This is a genomic window from Microbaculum marinisediminis (assembly GCF_025397915.1).
GTDB lineage: Bacteria > Pseudomonadota > Alphaproteobacteria > Rhizobiales > Tepidamorphaceae > Microbaculum > Microbaculum marinisediminis.
In genome coordinates, this window is sequence record NZ_JALIDZ010000005.1 from 112,396 (window position 1) to 128,324 (window position 15,929).

At 68.1% G+C, this 15,929-nt stretch carries 16 protein-coding genes; 10 read left to right on the forward strand and 6 right to left on the reverse strand.

What is annotated here, in order from left to right; all coding sequences use genetic code 11:
• The first annotated feature begins 2 nt into the window (after positions 1-2).
• The 7 genes from ligA (at position 3) to trxC (ending at position 6,742) form a co-directional block, all read left to right on the forward strand.
• A complete protein-coding gene (ligA, locus tag MUB46_RS12055) occupies positions 3-2,123 on the forward strand; it encodes an NAD-dependent DNA ligase LigA (protein WP_261616170.1) in 2,121 nt (706 codons plus the stop codon).
• 113 nt (positions 2,124-2,236) lie between these two features.
• The gene (locus tag MUB46_RS12060; protein ID WP_261616171.1) at positions 2,237-2,716 is read left to right on the forward strand and encodes a YbjP/YqhG family protein; all 480 of its coding nucleotides are present in this window, start codon (positions 2,237-2,239) and stop codon (positions 2,714-2,716) included.
• A 111-nt stretch (positions 2,717-2,827) separates the two neighbouring features.
• Positions 2,828-3,694 carry an AraC family transcriptional regulator gene (locus MUB46_RS12065; RefSeq protein ID WP_261616172.1) on the forward strand — a complete coding sequence of 289 codons (867 nt, stop codon included), beginning with the start codon at positions 2,828-2,830 and terminating at the stop codon, positions 3,692-3,694.
• Between the two features lie 61 nt (positions 3,695-3,755).
• Positions 3,756-4,442 (forward strand): AzlC family ABC transporter permease, encoded by a 687-nt coding sequence (locus MUB46_RS12070; protein WP_261616173.1) that lies wholly within the window; start codon positions 3,756-3,758, stop codon positions 4,440-4,442.
• Positions 4,439-4,756 (forward strand): AzlD family protein, encoded by a 318-nt coding sequence (locus MUB46_RS12075; RefSeq protein ID WP_261616174.1) that lies wholly within the window; start codon positions 4,439-4,441, stop codon positions 4,754-4,756. Before MUB46_RS12070 ends, MUB46_RS12075 begins: the two co-directional genes overlap by 4 nt.
• A gap of 274 nt (positions 4,757-5,030) precedes the next feature.
• Positions 5,031-6,308: an NAD(P)/FAD-dependent oxidoreductase gene (locus MUB46_RS12080; protein ID WP_261616175.1), complete on the forward strand. Its 1,278-nt coding sequence runs from the start codon at positions 5,031-5,033 to the stop codon at positions 6,306-6,308.
• Positions 6,305-6,742 carry a thioredoxin TrxC gene (gene trxC, locus MUB46_RS12085; RefSeq protein WP_261616176.1) on the forward strand — a complete coding sequence of 146 codons (438 nt, stop codon included), beginning with the start codon at positions 6,305-6,307 and terminating at the stop codon, positions 6,740-6,742. The genes MUB46_RS12080 and trxC overlap by 4 nt, the downstream gene beginning before the upstream one ends.
• Before the next feature lie 73 nt (positions 6,743-6,815).
• On the opposite strand, the gene MUB46_RS12090 is transcribed toward trxC, so the two are convergent.
• Positions 6,816-8,630, reverse strand: a complete 1,815-nt coding sequence (locus MUB46_RS12090; RefSeq protein ID WP_261616177.1) for an aminopeptidase P family protein — start codon at positions 8,628-8,630, stop codon at positions 6,816-6,818.
• Positions 8,631-8,867: 237 nt separating this feature from the next.
• On the opposite strand from MUB46_RS12090, the gene MUB46_RS12095 reads away from it, so the two are divergent.
• Positions 8,868-9,086 (forward strand): hypothetical protein, encoded by a 219-nt coding sequence (locus MUB46_RS12095; RefSeq protein WP_261616178.1) that lies wholly within the window; start codon positions 8,868-8,870, stop codon positions 9,084-9,086.
• A 100-nt stretch (positions 9,087-9,186) separates the two neighbouring features.
• Here MUB46_RS12095 and MUB46_RS12100 read toward each other — a convergent pair whose 3' ends face one another.
• A complete protein-coding gene (locus MUB46_RS12100) occupies positions 9,187-10,098 on the reverse strand; it encodes a 50S ribosomal protein L11 methyltransferase (protein WP_315902739.1) in 912 nt (303 codons plus the stop codon).
• A gap of 62 nt (positions 10,099-10,160) precedes the next feature.
• Here MUB46_RS12100 and MUB46_RS12105 point away from each other — a divergent pair, with 62 nt between their 5' ends.
• Positions 10,161-10,667 (forward strand): paraquat-inducible protein A, encoded by a 507-nt coding sequence (locus MUB46_RS12105; RefSeq protein WP_261616179.1) that lies wholly within the window; start codon positions 10,161-10,163, stop codon positions 10,665-10,667.
• A gap of 87 nt (positions 10,668-10,754) precedes the next feature.
• On the opposite strand, the gene rpsD is transcribed toward MUB46_RS12105, so the two are convergent.
• From rpsD to MUB46_RS12120, 3 genes are all read right to left on the reverse strand, one after another.
• Complete coding sequence (rpsD, locus tag MUB46_RS12110) at positions 10,755-11,372, reverse strand: 30S ribosomal protein S4 (protein ID WP_261616180.1); 618 nt, start codon at positions 11,370-11,372, stop codon at positions 10,755-10,757.
• Between the two features lie 232 nt (positions 11,373-11,604).
• Positions 11,605-12,405: a glutamate racemase gene (murI, locus tag MUB46_RS12115; RefSeq protein WP_261616181.1), complete on the reverse strand. Its 801-nt coding sequence runs from the start codon at positions 12,403-12,405 to the stop codon at positions 11,605-11,607.
• Positions 12,406-12,408: 3 nt separating this feature from the next.
• Complete coding sequence (locus MUB46_RS12120) at positions 12,409-13,161, reverse strand: RNA methyltransferase (protein WP_261616182.1); 753 nt, start codon at positions 13,159-13,161, stop codon at positions 12,409-12,411.
• Positions 13,162-13,444: 283 nt separating this feature from the next.
• Between MUB46_RS12120 and MUB46_RS12125 the strand changes: the two genes are divergently transcribed.
• The gene (locus tag MUB46_RS12125; RefSeq protein ID WP_261616183.1) at positions 13,445-14,656 is read left to right on the forward strand and encodes an NADP-dependent isocitrate dehydrogenase; all 1,212 of its coding nucleotides are present in this window, start codon (positions 13,445-13,447) and stop codon (positions 14,654-14,656) included.
• Between the two features lie 119 nt (positions 14,657-14,775).
• Here the strand turns inward: MUB46_RS12125 and MUB46_RS24275 are convergent, their stop codons facing one another.
• Positions 14,776-15,906 carry a cyclic nucleotide-gated ion channel gene (locus tag MUB46_RS24275; protein WP_315902733.1) on the reverse strand — a complete coding sequence of 377 codons (1,131 nt, stop codon included), beginning with the start codon at positions 15,904-15,906 and terminating at the stop codon, positions 14,776-14,778.
• Positions 15,907-15,929: the final 23 nt, after the last annotated feature.

Here is a 15,929-nt window from a genome sequence, read left to right on the forward strand (position 1 = left end):
GGATGGCAGGGCTGGAGAAGACGCCGGTTTCGGACCTGACGGCCGAGGACGCGGCCGCGGAACTCGAGCGCCTGGCCAAGGAAATCGGCGAGCACGACCGGCGCTACTATCAGGAAGACCAGCCGTCGATCTCGGATGCCGCCTATGACGCGCTGCGCCAGCGCAATGCCGCCATCGAGGCCGCGTTCCCCTCGCTCGTCCGCCCCGACAGTCCCTCGCTGCGGGTCGGCGCCGCGCCGTCGGAGAAATTCGCCAAGGTCCGGCACACGGTGCCGATGCTGTCGCTCGACAACGCCTTCGACGAGGAGGATGTGGCCGGGTTCGTCGATCGCATCCGCCGGTTCCTCAAGCTCGATGGCGACACGGCGATCGCCTTCACCGCGGAGCCGAAGATCGACGGCCTGTCGGCGTCGCTGCGCTACGAGAACGGCGTCTTCGTGCAGGCCGCTACGCGCGGCGACGGCGAGGAGGGCGAGGACGTCACCGCCAACGTCGCCACCATTCCCGACATCCCCAGGCGGCTGAAAGGCGACGGCTTCGGCGACGTCTTCGAGGTGCGCGGCGAGGTCTATATGAGTCATGCCGACTTCGAGGCGCTGAACGCGCGCCAGGAGGCGGACGGCAAGCCGGTGTTCGCCAATCCGCGCAACGCGGCGGCCGGGTCGCTGCGCCAGCTCGACCCGCGCGTCACCGCCTCGCGGCCGCTGAAGTTCTTCGCCTATGCCTGGGGCGAGGTCGGCGCGCTGCCGTCCGACAGCCAGTGGGGCGTCTACCAATCGTTCCGCGACTGGGGCCTGCCGACCAACCCGCTGATGCGCCAGGTGAACTCGGTCGCCGAGATCATGGCGTTCTATCACGAAATCGAGGAGACCCGGGCGCGGCTCGGCTACGATATCGACGGCGTGGTCTACAAGGTCGACCGGCTCGACTGGCAGCGCCGGCTCGGCTTCGTCTCGCGCAGCCCGCGCTGGGCGATCGCGCACAAGTTTCCCGCCGAGAAGGCGATGACGGTGCTCGAGGATATCGAGATCCAGGTCGGCCGCACCGGCGCGCTGACCCCCGTCGCCAAGCTGACGCCGGTCACGGTCGGCGGCGTGGTGGTGCGCAACGCCACCCTGCACAACGAGGACGAGATCGCCCGCAAGGACGTGCGCATCGGCGACACGGTGATCCTGCAGCGGGCCGGCGACGTGATTCCGCAGATCCTCGGCGTCGTCTTCGAGAAGCGGCCCAAGGATGCCGAGCCCTACGCGTTCCCGCACACCTGCCCGGTCTGCGGCAGCCACGCGGTGCGCGAGGTCAACCCGCGCACCGGCAAGGAGGACGTGATCCGGCGTTGCACCGGCTCGCTGGTCTGTCCAGCCCAGGCGGTCGAGAAGCTGATCCATTTCGTCTCGCGCAACGCATTCGACATCGAGGGGCTGGGGGCCAAGCAGGTCTCCGCGTTCTTCGAGGACGGGCTGATTACGAAGCCCGCCGACATCTTCACGCTGCAGGCGCGCGACGCGCAGTCGCTGAAGCGCTTGAAGGATCGCGAGGGCTGGGGCTCGACGTCGGTGCGCAACCTGTTCGCGGCGATCGACGCGCGCCGCGACATTGACCTGCACCGGTTCATCTATGCGCTCGGCATCCGCCATGTCGGCGAGACCACGGCCAAGCTGCTCGCCCGCCACTACGGAACCTTCGAGGCGTTCCGCACGGCGATGAAGGCGGCGGGCGAGGGGGCGGACAGCGAGGCCTACCAGTATCTCCTGTCGATCGAAGGGATCGGCGACACGGTGGCCGAGGCGCTGGTCGAATTCTTCGCCGAGCCGCGCAACGAAGAGCAGATCGACGCGCTGCTGGCCGAGGTGACGCCCAGGGAGGCGCAGGCGCCGCAGGCGACCGAGTCTCCCGTGGCCGGCAAGACCGTGGTGTTCACCGGCTCGCTGGAGCGGCTCACCCGCGACGAGGCCAAGGCGATGGCCGAGCGCTACGGGGCCAAGGTGGCAAGCTCGGTCTCGGCGAAGACCGATCTCGTCGTCGCCGGGCCGGGTGCCGGGTCCAAACTCAAGAAGGCCGCCGAGCTGGGCGTTGAGGTCATAGACGAGAACGCCTGGTTCGATCTGGTTGAAAGCGGATAGTTTCGGTTTTCCCTCAAGGCTTCATTCACTGGATCGGCAGGATCGGCTGTTCGCGCATCCGGACCCGTGCCACAGTGATGACTGTCTCGGTTCTGTCGCGTCCTGGGGGTGTCATGCGCAGGTTCGTTCCAATAGTCGCTCAAGTCTTCCTGTGCATCGCGATCCTTGCGGCCGCGCCGTCCGCGTTCGCGCAACAGGAGCCGGACGCCGTCGTCGGCGAGATCTACACCAGCTATGAAGATAACGGTCTTGGCGTTTCGCCCACCGACCCGGCCTTGCGCGACCGGTTCTCCGCGCGGCTGCAGGCGCTGCTTGCCGAGGAGGACGACCGCATCGACCGCGACGGCATCGGCAACCTCGATTTCGACGTCTTCGTCGACGCGCAGGATTTCGATATCACCGGCATCGAGATCGGCACGCCCGAGATATCCGGTGATAAGGCCGAGGTCGCGGTGGGCCTGCTGAATTTCGGCCAACCGCGCAAGTTCCGCTACCTGCTCGTTATGGAGGATGGCGCCTGGCGGATCGACGATATCGTCGCGGTCAGCGACGACATGCCCTGGACCCTGTCGGTGCTGCTGGCGGGGAACTGAGGTCCGGCGCCCGTTCCACGCCCCCCACCAGCCCCAGGAGGGGGCGCAATCTCGTTCAAGACGCACAGGCGCGGGGCTGCTAGTCTCCGGGCCATGGACGTGAAAGACCAGATGACGGCGCTGTCCGAGCGCGGTCTCGACGCGGGCGACAGCGCACGCTACTGGCGTGCGCCCCGCTACGGCGGCCTGGAATGCCTGGCCGCCCGGTTCTTTTCCCACCGCTACGCCCCGCACACGCACGACACCTATGTCGTCGGCGCGATCGTCGCGGGCTGCGAGACCTTCGTGCTGCGCGGCGAGCGCCGCTACGGCCGCCCCGGCGACCTGTGCTTCGTTCATCCCGGCGATGTGCACGACGGAGAGCCATACGGAGACGGCTATGCCTACCGGATGTCCTATCCGAGCGTCGACCTTCTCCGCGAGATCGCCTGCGAGCTGACTGGCCGCGAGACCTGCGCGACGCCGTTCTTCCCTGAGCCGGTCGTCAACGACCCCGACGGGACGGCGCGCTTCGTGGCCGCCCACAAGGGGCTGGGCGGCAGCGATCTGCTCTACAGCGACGAGCGCTTCGTCTCGGTAATGGCGATGATCCTGTCGCGCCACGCCCGCCTGGGCGATCCCGCCCCGGTGGGCACGGAGCGCGGGCCCGTGCGCCGGGCGCAGGACTATCTCGACGCCCATTATGCCGAGTCGATCGACCTGCCGACGCTGGCCGGCGTCGCCGGTGTCAGCCGCTTCCACCTGATCCGCGCGTTCCGCAAGGAAACCGGCCTGACGCCCTATGCCTGGCTCGCCGACCGGCGCATCAAGGCGGCGCGTGGTCTGCTCGCCGGCGGCCGGACGCCTGGCGCGGTCGCGCTCGACTGCGGTTTCGCGGACCAGAGCCATCTGACCCGGGCCTTCAAGGCGCGCGTCGGCGTCACGCCGGCCCGGTTCCGCGCCGCCGCCCTGGATATCGCGGGCCAGGATGCGGCCTGAGACCGGGCCAGAGACCCGTCCTGAGACCGGGCCTGAGACCGGGCCTGAGACCTTGGCGGAAATGCGCGACGGCGCGATCGACGTCCTGCCGGCCGCCGTTGCCGTCGTTCCCTTCGCGCTCCTGCTCGGCGCGCTGGCGGCGCAGAAGGGCATCAGCGTGCCTGAGATGGTGCTGATGAGCGCGACGGTGTTCGCCGGCAGCGCCCAGTTCGTCGCCGTCGACATCTGGCGCGAGCCGGTGCCGTGGCTGCTGCTCACCGTTACCGCGCTGATGATCAATCTGCGGCATCTGCTGATGGGGGCCTCGCTCGCCGGCAAGATCGGGCACTTCGGCACCGGCACGAGCCTGATCGCGCTGTTCACAATGGTCGACGAGACCTGGGCGCTGGCAGAGCGCCGGGCCGCCCGCACGAAACTGTCCGCGACCTATTTCCTGACCATGGGCCTGATCCTCTACGTCAACTGGATCGGCTGGACCGGGCTCGGCGCGGCGCTCGGCGGCCTTATCGGCGATCCGTCGCGATACGGCGCCGATTTCGCGTTTCCGGCAATCTTCCTGACCCTGCTGGTCGGCCTCTGGCAGGGGCCGCGCACCGGCGTCGCCATCGCCGCCAGCGCGATTGTCGCCGCGCTCGTGTACCTGAGCTTCGAAGGCCCCTGGTTCATCGCCGCTGGCGGTATTGCCGGGGCGCTCGCCGGCGCGGTCATCGGGCCCGCCGACGAAGCGGTGACGGAGACGGTCGAATGACGCTGGACGCGCTTCAGATCGATCCGCTGGCGCTTGCCGCGATCGCGGGCATGGCGCTCGTCACCTACGCGAGCCGGATCGGCGGCTGGCTGGTGATCCGCCGGCTGGTCGTGTCCGGCCGGGCACGGGCGGCGCTCGAAGCGGTGCCCGGCGCGGTGCTGGCCGCGGTGATCACGCCCGCCGTGCTGGCCACCGGGCCGGCGGAGACGGCCGCCGCGGCGATCACGGTGGTCGCTGCGCTGCGGCTGCCGCAGCTCGCGGCGATCGTCATCGGCGTCGTCTCCGTGGTGATCCTCCGGGCCGTGCTGTACTGACTCTGCCGCTGGATGCCCTTGGGCGAGCGTCCGTTCGCACCCTCCCGACACCGTGTCTTGCTTCCGGAGCCGAAGGGCTTTCGAGACATTGCCATTTCGCAATGCACGCCCGGCCTGGCGCGCGATAGTGGTGATGAGGCGACCAAGCACTTTTGTCGCAATTGTATATATTCAATATTTGGAATATGTTTATTCGAGAGCATAATCGTGGGGCAGTCGGCCGGGGCGTCCGGTGACGCTGGGAGGGCGGCCGCCAAAGGCAGGAAACAGGCAGATGGCAAACGTAGTCGTTCTCGGTGCCGGCCTCAGCGGCGTGCTGATGGCCTACGAGCTGGTTCCCCAGATGCGGCAGGAAGACAAGGTCATCCTGATCGGGCAGGGGCCGACCTATCACTTCGTACCCTCCAACCCCTGGGTGGCGGTGGGGTGGCGCAAGCAGTCGGACATCGAGATCAACCTGCCCGACATCATGCAGCGCAAGAAGATCGAGTATGTCGGGGCGGGCGCGAAACGGGTGCATCCGAAGGAAAACCGGATCGAGCTCGAGGACGGCAACTCGGTCGCCTACGACTATCTCGTCATCGCCACCGGCCCGGACCTGGCTTTCGACGAGATCGAGGGGCTGGGACCGGAGGGCAACACCCAGTCGATCTGCCACGTCGATCACGCCTCCAGGGCCTATGACGCGTTCCAGGCCTTCGTGGAGACCCCGGCACCGATTGTCGTCGGCGCGGTGCAGGGCGCGTCCTGCTTCGGCCCGGCCTACGAGTTCGCCTTCATCCTCGACACCGAGCTGCGCCGCCGCAAGATCCGCGACAAGGTGCCGATGACCTTCGTCACCTCCGAGCCCTATATCGGCCATCTCGGCCTTGACGGCGTCGGCGATACAAAGGGCCTGCTCGAAAGCGAGATGCGCGAGCACCACATCAAGTGGATCACCAACGCCAAGGTGAAGACGGTCGAGGACGGCAAGATGATCGTCGAGGAGGTCAACGAGGACGGCTCGCCGAAGACCACGCACGAGCTGCCGTTCGGCTACGCGATGATGCTGCCGGCCTTCCGCGGCGTGCCGGCGGTGAAGGACATCGAGGGCCTCACCAATCCGCGCGGCTTCATCCTTGTCGACGAGCACCAGCGCAATCCGGCCTATCCCAACATCTTCAGCGTCGGCGTCTGCGTGGCGATCCCGCCGACGGGGCCGACGCCGGTGCCCTGCGGCGTGCCGAAGACCGGCTTCATGATCGAATCCATGGTGACGGCGACGGCGCACAACATCGGCGCGCTGCTGAAGGGCCAGGCGCCGGAGACGCAGGCGACGTGGAACGCGGTGTGCCTGGCCGACTTCGGCGATTCCGGCGTCGCCTTCGTCGCCCAGCCGCAGATCCCGCCGCGCAACGTCAACTGGGCGTCGAAGGGCAAGTGGGTCCACTTCGCCAAGATCGCGTTCGAGAAGTTCTTCCTGCACAAGATCCGGCGCGGCACCGCCGAGCCGTTCTACGAGAAGTTCATGCTCGAGCGCCTGAACATCACCAAGCTCAAGGAGGTCAAGTGAGCGCCAGCCTTCATGTGGTCTGCCCCGGCTGCGGGGCGACCAATCGCCTGCCCGAGGACAAGCCGGCAAAGGCGGCGCGCTGCGGTTCGTGCAAGGCGCCGCTGTTCGCCGCGAAGCCGCTCAACGTCGACGGCGCCGCCTTCCAGCGCCACATCGCGTCGAACGATATCGCGGTGCTGGTCGACGTGTGGGCGCCGTGGTGCGGCCCGTGCCGGTCGATGGCGCCGAACTTCGAGGCGGCGGCGGCCGAGCTGGAGCCCGACGTGCGGCTGTTGAAGCTCAACGCCGACGAGGAAGGCGAGATCGCCCGCCAGCTCGGCGTCAGCGGCATTCCCGCGCTGATCCTGTTCCACGGCGGCCGGCCGGTCGCCCGCACCGCCGGCGCCATGCCGGCCAGGTCCATCGTCGACTGGACCCGGCAGAACCTGGGCTGAACGGCGCTCAGCGCCCGCGACCCGGCCGTATTCCGGGCATGATCACCGGGGCAACGGGCCCTGACGGAGGGGCTCAGAGCGGTGCCGTCGCGGCCTCCAGCCATGCCGTGTCGTCGCCGTCGAGCTGCGGCCCGATCTCGGCCCGGACGCGGGCGTGGTAGGCGTTCAGCCACGCCTTTTCCGCCTCGCTCAGCAACGCCACGTCGACCAGCCGCCGGTCGATCGGGGCGAGCGTCAGCGTCTCGAAGGACAGGAGCGCCTTCTCGCCGCCGGGAACCGGCTCGGGCGGCTTCACCAGTTCCAGGTTCTCGATGCGGATGCCGTAGTGGCCGGTGCGGTAGTAGCCGGGCTCGTTGGACACGATCATGCCGGGCCGGAACGGCACGGTGCCGGTCTTGGCGATGCGCTGCGGGCCTTCGTGCACCGACAGGAAGCTGCCGACGCCGTGGCCCGTGCCGTGGTCGAAGTCGAGGCCGGCCTGCCACAGCGCGTAGCGGGCGAGCGTATCGACCTGCGCGCCGCTCGTGCCCTCAGGAAACCGCGCCGTGGCGATGGCGATGTGGCCCTTGAGCACCAGCGTGAAATGGCGGCGCATGTCGGCTGTCGGCTCCCCGATCGCCACCGTGCGGGTGATGTCGGTGGTGCCGTCGACATATTGCGCGCCGGAATCGACCAGATAGAGCGAATTCGGCTCCAATGGCCGGTTGGTGTCGGTGGTGACGCGGTAATGGACGATGGCGCCGTTGGGGCCGGCCCCCGAGATGGTGTCGAAGGAGATTTCCCTGAGCTGGCCCGTGGCGGCGCGGAAGCCTTCCAGCGCCTTGGCCGCACCGATCTCGTCGACGCCGCCGGACGATGCCTCGCGGTCGAGCCATGCGAGGAAGCGGCTGACGGCGGCGCCGTCGCGCAGGTGGGCGGCGCGCGCGCCGGCGATCTCGGCCTCGTTCTTGGTCGCCTTGGGCAGGGTGCAGGGATCGTCACCGTCGACGATCCGCCCGCCCGCCGCCTCGATCCGGTCCGCGATCCAGCGCGCCGTGGTCGCCGGGTCGAGGCGAATGGCGCCCTGGCCGCCCGCCGCCTGATCGAGCGCCGGTCCGAACTCGGACGGCTCGGCGATGTCGGCGACATCCTCGATATGGGCGCGCGAGGCGTTGGTGAGCTTGCGCGAATCGATCAGCAGCGTTGGCCGCCCCTCGGCGGGAACGATGGCGAAGGACAGCGGTAGCGGCGTGTGCTGCACGTCGGCGCCGCGGACGTTGAGGAGCCAGGCGATCGAATCGGGCTGTGTCAGCACGGTCGCACCGGCCCGTGCCTTCGCCAGCGTCTTCTGGATATCGGCGAGCTTGTCGGCGGCGGAACGGCCCGCGACGTCGAGCGGGTGCACGACGACCTGGCCGAGCGGCGGGCCCGGCCGGTCGCTCCAGACCGCGTCGACCGGATTGTCCGGTGTCGGCACCAGACTGGCGCCGGTCTTCTCGGCGATCTTCTCGAGCCTGCGGACGCCGGCGACGGTATGCAGCCAGGGGTCGTAGCCCAGCGTCGCACCGGCCTGCAGCTGCTCCTCCAGCCAGGCATGCCAGCCCGGATCGATCAGGTGCAGCGGCTCGAAGGCGCCGGTGTCGACCTGGTCGCGGACCTGCAGGGTATAGCGGCCGTCGACGAAGATCGCCGCGGCGTGCTTCAGCACCACGGCCAGGCCGGCGGAGCCGGAGAAGCCGGTCAGCCATTTCAGCCGCTCGGCGCCGGGCGGCACGTATTCGCCCTGATGCTCGTCGGAACGGGGGATCAGAAAGCCGTCGAGGCCGCGCCGCTCGAGCTCGGCCCTGAGTCGGGCCAGACGCTCTGCACCGTGGCTTGGATCGGCACCATCGTCGAAGGTCTGGAACATCGCTCTTAACTAATTGGTGAGGATCGGCGGATCAATCGCGATTCTCGGACGACGATATGCGCACAATGTGCGCGTTTTCCGTGTCCGGATGCCTGAATCTTTTGCAGTGCAGCAAAATTTTTGCGCATGCGAAATATGCAGGCCTGTCATGTAGCGATCGGTCTTCTAAAAAGGTCAGGGTAGCTTACCTTCCTTCTCGAAACGGCACCGAATTCAGTTCCAGCCGAGGAGGTTGTGATGGCCACGACGATTTTTGCCCCCACTCACATCGCTGTAGAGCCGCGGCAGCGCCGCAGTGTGCTCCGGCGCATGTTCGACCACATGGTGAAGGCCCGCGAGGCCGAGGCGCGCCGCCTGACGGCGCGTGCGCTCTGGTCCTACAGCGACGAGTCGCTGAAGAACATGGGGCTTACCCGCGAAGAACTCGCCCGCTGGCATTCGGGCGCGACCGACTGACCGGTCGACGGCAGATTTCCTCCTGACCTTGCGATCCCCGGTCCGGCGTCCCCGGACCGGGGATTTCTTTATCCGGAAGGTTCCCGATCAGGCCGGGGCGCTACCGCGCCTCCAGCGCCAGGGTCGCCCAGCCGTCGCGGGCGATGCGGAACAGCGGCACGCAGCCCTGCGCCCGCCAGGCCGCTTCCACCTCGCGGCGCTGGCCGACCAGCAGACCCGACAGGATGACGATGCCGCCGGGCGCGACCAGCGGCCGGACCTGCGGCGCGAGCTTGACCAGCGGCTTGGCCAGGATGTTGGCGAAGACCAGGTCGTAGGGCGCGCCCTGGCGCACGGCGGCGGTGTCGACGCCGTTGGCGGTGAACGCCTTGACCTGCCCGCCGACGCCGTTCTTGACCGCGTTCTCCTTTGTCACCGTGACCGCCAGCGGGTCGATGTCGGTCGCCATCACGGCGATGCGCGCGGCCTTGGCATGGGCTATCGCGAGGATGCCGGTCCCCGTGCCGATATCGAGGGGCCGGAAGAAGCGCCGCCGCTTCAACAGCCGGTCCAGCGCCATCAGGCAACCGAGCGTGGTGCCGTGATGGCCGGTGCCGAAGGCTTGGCCGGCCTCGATCTCGATGGGGATGGCGTTCGCCGGAATGCGGTGGCGGTCGTGATGGCCGAACACGGCGAAGCGGCCGGCATGGATCGGCGGGAGGGCCTCCAGGCTCTCCTTGACCCAGTTGCGGTCGGCGAGCGCCTCGATGGTGATCTTGTACCTGGCCGCGCCCTTGCCGAGCGCATTGACCATCACCGCGCGCAGCGTCGCCTCGTCCGGCTCGTCGGTGTAGTAGGCCTCGCCGAGCCAGCCCTTTTCGGCCTCCATCATGGAGACGGCGTTGGTCTCGGGCTCCAGCGCGTAGCTCAGCGCGTTCGAGAGGATATCGGCCTCGGTCTCGTCTTTGACCGGAATGCGGACCCTGAAAATGGCGAACCTCCAACCTGAACCGGCGAGCCTGCGAATAGGAATCCGCCTCTCATACTGCTATGCCGCTCGCGCGGATAGGGGCGTTCGATCGACGATGAGCAGCTATGGCCGGGACACTGCCTGACGAAACCGCCGGCGACGGCGGAAACCTGCGCCGCTGGCTGCCGCTCGGCGTCGTCGCGGCCGCGGCCGTGTGCCTCGTGCTCGGGCTGACCCTGCCGAGCCTGCAGTTCTACCGGTTCTTTTTCCTGTCCGAGGAGCATTCGCTGCTCGGCGTCACCGTCGCGCTGCTCGACGAGGGCGAGTATTTCCTCGGCGTCGTGCTCGGCGCGTTCTCGGTGGTGTTTCCGGGGCTGAAGCTGCTCGTACTGGCGCGGATCGCGGCCGGTCGGGCGTTCGGCCGGAACGGCTGGGCGGGGGCGGCGCGGCTTGCCGGGATCTTCGGGCGCTGGTCGATGCTCGACGTGGTGCTGCTCGCGCTCGTCGTGTTCGCCGTCAAGCGCTCGGGCCTGGCCGATGCCGCGGCGCTGCCGGGCATCTGGTTCTTCGCCGCCTCGGCGGGGCTGTCGATCGTCGCCGCCCGGCTTCTGGACGTCCACAAGGTCTCCTGACCCCCGGGGGGCTGAAACGCGGGACGCCCTTAAACGCAAAAGGCCGCCCCGATGGGGCGGCCCTGCGATTCGGTAGTGACCGAACGATCAGCGCGAGTAGAACTCGATGACCAGGTTCGGTTCCATCATCACCGGATAGGGCACCTCCGAGAGGGCAGGCACGCGGGTGATCGACGCCGTCAGCTTCTTGTGATCGACATCGAGATATTCCGGAATGTCGCGCTCGGGGCTGTCCACGGCTTCGAGGACCAAGCCGAGCTGCTTCGACTTGTCGCGCACCTCGACCACGTCGCCGACCTTCAGGCGCATGGACGGGATGTTGGCGCGGCGGCCGTTGACCTTGACGTGGCCGTGGCTGACGAACTGACGGGCCGCGAACACGGTCGGCACGAACTTGGCGCGGTAGACCACCGCGTCGAGCCGGCGCTCGAGCAGGCCGATCAGGTTCTCCGAGGAGTCGCCGCGCAGCCGCTGGGCTTCGTCGTAGATGCGGCGGAACTGCTTCTCGGAAATGTTGGCGTAGTAGCCCTTGAGCTTCTGCTTGGCCTTGAGCTGCAGGCCGTAGTCGGACGTCTTGCCACGGCGGCGCTGGCCGTGTTCGCCGGGGCCGTATTCGCGCCGGTTGACCGGGCTTTTCGGGCGGCCCCAGATGTTCTCGCCCATGCGGCGATCGATCTTGTACTTTGCCTGGATGCGCTTCGACATCGCGTGTGTAACCTCTGTATCTTCGAAAGTGTGTTCAGTTCGAGTATGACCCGCTCCTCCTCTGCCGTTCGCACGGCTGACAGGCACCGGAGAAACTCCCCGAAACCACGGAAGCGGAAAGAAATACGCGGACCCAACAGCCCGCGCACGCCGTCAAATATAGGTGCGGGGGGCCCGTGTCAAACGGCGGCGGGCGCTCACGCCGGCGCGGACAGGCGCGCGTCCATGGCGATCAGACCCGCAGGGCCAGGGCTTCGGGCGATGAGAGCGCGAAGCGATCCAGGAGCGCCGTCATCGTCTCGGCGTTTGCCGGCATCGCGGTGAACAGGACGACGGTCTTGCCGGCCGCCGGCTGGTCCGGGCGGTCGGCGAGCAGGCTGGCGACGCGCCGCGCGATCGCCGGTGCCGGGTCGATCCAGGCCACTGGCCAGGGCGCCAGGCGCTCGAGGTGGTTCAGCACGAGCGGATAGTGGGTGCAGGCGAGGACCACCGTATCGGTCCGTTTGCCGCCCTTTTCGACGAAGGCGGGGGCGATCTCGGCGCGGATCGCCTGTTCGTCGACCGATTCGCCGCGCATGGCCGCCTCGGCCAGCGCCGCCAGGCCCGTGGCCCCGACCAGCGTGACGTCGACATTGGCGGCGTAGGTGGCGATCAGGGCCTGGGTGTAGTCGCGTTTCACCGTGCCCGGCGTCGCCAGGACGCTGACGAGGCCGGTTTTCGTGCCCGCGGCGGCCGGCTTGATTGCCGGCACCGTGCCGACGAAGGGAAACGCGTGGCTGGCGCGCAGGAACGGCAGCACCAGCGTCGAGGCGGTGTTGCAGGCGATGACCGCGAGATCCGGCGCGCGGCGCGCGGCGACCCCTTCGAATGTGGCCAGCACGCGGCGGACCACCTCCTGTTCCGACAGGGCACCATAGGGAAAGCCGCCGGTATCGGCGACATAGGTGATGTCGGCGCCGGGGCGGGCGCGGCGCACCTCCTTCAGGACCGACAGGCCACCGAGGCCGGAATCGAAGACGACGATGTGCGTCATGGCCTAATTCGTATCGGTTCCGCGCCGTTGCTTCAGTTCGCTCAACGCCCTGACGACGCCGCGCAGGGAGCGGACCTCCTGGTCGGTGAGATCGGCCTTGAGGAAGATCGTGCGCAGGTTGCGCACCATGGTGGGGCGTTTTTCGGGCGGAAACAGGAAACCGGCGGCATCGAGCTCGGATTCCAGGTGCTCGAACAGGCGCTGCAGGTCGGCCTTGGGCGCCAGCGGCGGCGCGGCCTGGCGCGGCCGGCCGCCCTCCAGCCCGCGCGTGCGGAACCATTCGTAGCCCGTCAGCAGCACCGACTGGGCGAGGTTCAGCGAGGCGAATTCCGGGGCGGTCGGGAAGGTGATGACGGCGTCGGCGAGGGCCACATCGTCGTTGTCGAGCCCGGCGCGCTCGCCGCCGAACAGGATGCCGGCCGTCTCGCCCGCGTCGATACGCCCGGCCAGCCGCTCGGCGGCGGCCTGCGGATCGAGCACCGGCTTGGCCATCTCGCGCGGGCGCGCGGTGGTGGCGAGCACCACGCCAAGATCGGCGATGGCCTCGGCCGTCGACCCGTAGACGCGCGCGCCCTCGACCACCCAATCGGCGCCGGAGGCGGCGGAGAGCGCCTTTTCGCTCGGCCAGCCGTCGCGCGGATTGACCAGGCGTAGCTCGGACAGGCCGAAATTCGCCATAGCGCGGGCGACCATGCCGATGTTTTCGCCCAGTTGCGGGGCGACGAGGATGACGACGGGGGCGGGCGATGCGGTCACGGGCGGTCCGGTCGGTTGTTGTCCGGTCCGTCGGATACAGGATCAACGGCCACGAAGTCGAGGGGCGAGCGGTCCGCGCGCCTCAAGGCCGTTCCGGGCAGGATGATGGGGGTGCGGCAGATATGTGGGGCGTTTCGGACGGGATCCGGCGTCTCCGTCCAAGGGTCGGCTTCAAAGTCGCGGACGGGGGTGCTATAGGGGCCGCGACATTCGTGCTGGCGGCGCTGTCGCGCAGGTGCCGGCTTCCCATTCCATACCGTTAGCGACGCGAAAGGCCCGTTTCATGGCGAAGATCAAGGTCGAAAATCCGGTGGTCGAACTCGATGGCGACGAGATGACCCGGATCATCTGGCAGCTCATCAAGGACAAGCTGATCCATCCCTATCTGGATATCGATCTGAAGTACTATGACCTCGGCATCGAACACCGCGACGAGACCGACGACCAGGTGACCGTCGACGCGGCGGAGGCGATCAAGCAGTACGGCGTCGGCGTCAAGTGCGCGACGATCACGCCGGACGAGGCGCGCGTCGAGGAATTCGGCCTGAAGCGCATGTACCGCTCGCCGAACGGCACCATCCGCAACATCCTCGGCGGCGTCATCTTCCGCGAGCCGATCATCTGCGAGAACGTGCCGCGCCTGGTGCCGGGCTGGACCAAGCCGATCATCATCGGCCGTCACGCCTTCGGCGACCAGTACCGCGCCACCGACTTCAAGTTCCCCGGCAAGGGCAAGCTCACGGTCAAGTTCGAGGGCGAAAACGGCGAGGTGATCGAGCACGAGGTGTTCCAGTCGCCGGGCTCCGGCGTGGCGATGGCCATGTACAACCTCGACGATTCGATCCGCGACTTCGCGCGCGCCTCGATGAACTACGCGCTGAACCGCGACTATCCGCTGTACCTGTCGACCAAGAACACGATCATGAAGGCCTATGACGGGCGCTTCAAAGACATCTTCCAGGAGGTCTTCGACGCCGAGTTCAAGGACAAGTTCGACGCCAAGGGCATCACCTACGAACACCGCCTGATCGACGACATGGTCGCCGCGGCGATGAAATGGTCGGGCGGTTACGTCTGGGCCTGCAAGAACTACGACGGCGACGTGCAGTCGGACACGGTGGCCCAGGGCTTCGGCTCGCTCGGCCTGATGACGTCGGTGCTGATGTCGCCGGACGGCCGGACGGTGGAAGCGGAGGCCGCGCATGGCACCGTGACGCGCCACTACCGCCAGCACCAGGCCGGTCAGGAGACCTCGACCAACTCGATCGCCTCGATCTTCGCGTGGACGCGCGGTCTGGCGCACCGCGCCAAGCTCGACGACAACGCGGCGCTGGCCAAGTTCGCGTCGACGCTGGAGACGGTCTGCGTCGACACGGTCGAATCCGGCTTCATGACCAAGGACCTGGCGCTGCTCGTTGGCCCCGACCAGAAGTGGCTGACGACGACCGGCTTCCTCGACAAGGTCGACGAGAACCTGCAGACGGCAATGGGCTGAGCCGTCGTCCGACACGAATGCAAAAGGGCGCGGTCTTCCGCGCCCTTTTTGTTTGCGGCGTGGCTGGCCCGACGAGGTCAGATCTGCGGGGTCAGATCCGCAGGCTCAGCCTGTCGGGCTCACATCACCGAATAGGTCGCGACGGTCGCCAGGCGGTCGCCGACCTCCGCGTGCGCGGCGGAGACGTCGTCGATGTCGTCGCCGGTCAGGACCAGGAGCTGGGTTGCCTCGATGGCCCGCACGCGGGCGTCGACCTGGGTGATGCGGGTCGCGTGGATCTCGCCGAAATACCCGCTTTCGCCGAGCTGCTCGCGCCGGCCGCCGGTGTCGACCTCGACAAGGCCGGAGACGATGAAGAAGATCGCGCGGGGAACCTCGCCGCGCGGCACGATGATCTCGCCGGCGTCGACGCTGCGGGCCCGCAGCCGCGGCACGATCTCGGCGAGCGTCGCCGCGTCCAGGGCGGCGAACACCGGCAGGCGGGCGACCATGCCCCAGGTCACCACGAAGGCGCGCCGGCGGATCACCTCGATGAAGGCGGTGGCGAAGATGCCGACCGGCAGGGCGAGCATGAAGATGCCGGCGACCATGGTGACGCCGCCGATGACCCGTCCGAGCGTGGTGACCGGCACGACGTCGCCGTAGCCGACCGTCGTGACGGTGACGACGGCCCACCACATGGATTCGGGGATGGACCCGAACTTGTCGGGCTGAGCGCCGCCTTCCGCGGCATAGATCGCCGACGCGGAGACCAGGATGGACCCGGCCAGCAGCACCAGGCAGGCGACGAGGCCGTGGCGTTCGGCGCGCAGCGCCTCGATCACCGAGGCCAGGCCGGGCGAATAGCGGGCGAGCTTGAAGAAGCGCAGCAGGCGCAGGATCGCCAGGCTGCGCATGTCGGCATCGAACAGGTGGATGGCGACGAAGGGAAGGAGCGCGACGAGGTCGATGATCCCGCCCGGCGAGGTCGCGTAGCGCAGCCGCGCCTTCCAGGCGGGCAGTCCGCGATAATGCGGGCTCTCGACGCACGACCACAGGCGGGCGACGTATTCGACGGCGAAGACGAGGAGCGAGACCGCCTCGATGACGCGCAGGTCGTAGGGGAACAGGCGGGCGAAGCGGGAGTCGGTATACAGGACCGCGGCGCCGACATTGACGATGATGACGGCGACGATGATCCGCAAGACGATCTTCGCGGCCACGTCGTTGGGATCCTCCCGCTCGAGGATCGTGTTAACCCGATGCCGCAAGGTCCTTGCCCGTTCCGCCATAG